Source organism: Methylobacterium sp. Leaf94 (genome assembly GCF_001426045.1).
Lineage (GTDB): Bacteria > Pseudomonadota > Alphaproteobacteria > Rhizobiales > Beijerinckiaceae > Methylobacterium.
Genome location: NZ_LMRM01000059.1, coordinates 1 through 1254, shown reverse-complemented (window position 1 = coordinate 1254; position 1254 = coordinate 1). Strand labels below are relative to the sequence as shown.

2 pseudogenes are annotated in these 1254 nt (G+C 57.2%); one reads left to right on the top strand and one right to left on the bottom strand.

The window, feature by feature from the left end:
- A pseudogene (locus ASG63_RS21095) lies at positions 1-410 on the bottom strand (M10 family metallopeptidase C-terminal domain-containing protein); the annotation flags it as partial.
- Between the two features lie 347 nt (positions 411-757).
- On the opposite strand from ASG63_RS21095, the pseudogene ASG63_RS21090 reads away from it, so the two are divergent.
- Positions 758-1159 (top strand): annotated as a pseudogene (locus ASG63_RS21090) (transposase); the annotation flags it as partial.
- Positions 1160-1254: the final 95 nt, after the last annotated feature.

Sequence of the window (1254 nt, the reverse complement as noted above, 5' to 3'; positions counted from 1 at the left end):
AGGGTCGTGTTCTCACCGCGCGAGATGATGAAGTCGACGTAGCCGATTTTGTCGAGCTTCAGACCGTCGAACGTCGAGTGATCGACGGTCAGGTTCTTGGTGCCAGGCACCGCGCTGATCGCATAGAAGCCAGACGCAGCGTCGAAGGTTGAGTTCTTGATCGCGACGTTATCGGCCTGCACGTTGATCGAGACACCGCGGAAGTCGTACCCGTCCAGGGTCACGCCTGCCTTGGTGATGGCCAGCACGTTCATGGCCTTGTTGTAGTAGACACCATCAACTGCCTTGAGGCCGGCAAAGCTCTTGAGCTGTGAGGTGCTAAGGAGCATCCCAACGGACTCACCCACACCCGCAATGTCACCCAGGCCGTTGTTACGAGCGATGGCGGCAAGATCCGAAGCAACGTACATTAGCAGTTTCCCAAACAAGGGTGCTCCAGCACCACAACGTGGGAAGCATGGGTCACCGTTCGAAAATTGCGAAAAGCAATGAGCCAATATTATAAGATGATTTAATATCCTATAATACAAGCATTAGGGTATTGCTGTTTGCATAAATTTAATATGCTATTTGCAGAACAATTCATGTGATTTCATCCAGACTTTTAAAGCGTTTCATATCAAATGTGTGTCGCATTTAAGCAACGGATGCAGGTGAAGTTTCCGTAACGTACTCGGCTCCGGACCCATAAGTTTGGCTTGGCGGGCGTGCCTGTGATTCCTTCGGGGTGAAGGAGGCGCCAAGGGCCGAGTTTTGATTGACGGAGGATCAGTTTGCGAAGATCGCTTCGCATCTGCCGATCGACACCCGGTGCAAGACGCGCGTCGATGACCGACGCGTGATCAGCGGGATCAGCGACGAGTTGAAGTCCGGCGGGCGTTAGACTGACACCCCGCGTGAGATGCACGGCCCGAAAAAGACCCTTTACAATCACTTCGTGCGCGGGGCGGCCAAGGGGGTCTGGGGTGATCTCTTCAAGACCCAGACCCGGGCCGGTGGGCCGCCCTCCCCGGTGCTGATCGACTCCTCGGTCGTGAAGGCGAATCGCTGCGCCTCCGGTGGAAAAAAAGGGGGGGGCCAAAGCCAAGCCATTGGCCGCTCGCGGGGTGGACGCACGACCAAAATCCACGCCCTCACCGGCCGGTTCTGCCGCCCGCTGATCGGCCCCCACGCGGTGGTCCAAGGGTAAAGTTAGTGCGCGGTAGGCCGCTTCACCACGGGTAGCTTGGCCGGCGCAGCTGGTCGGGCGAGCGC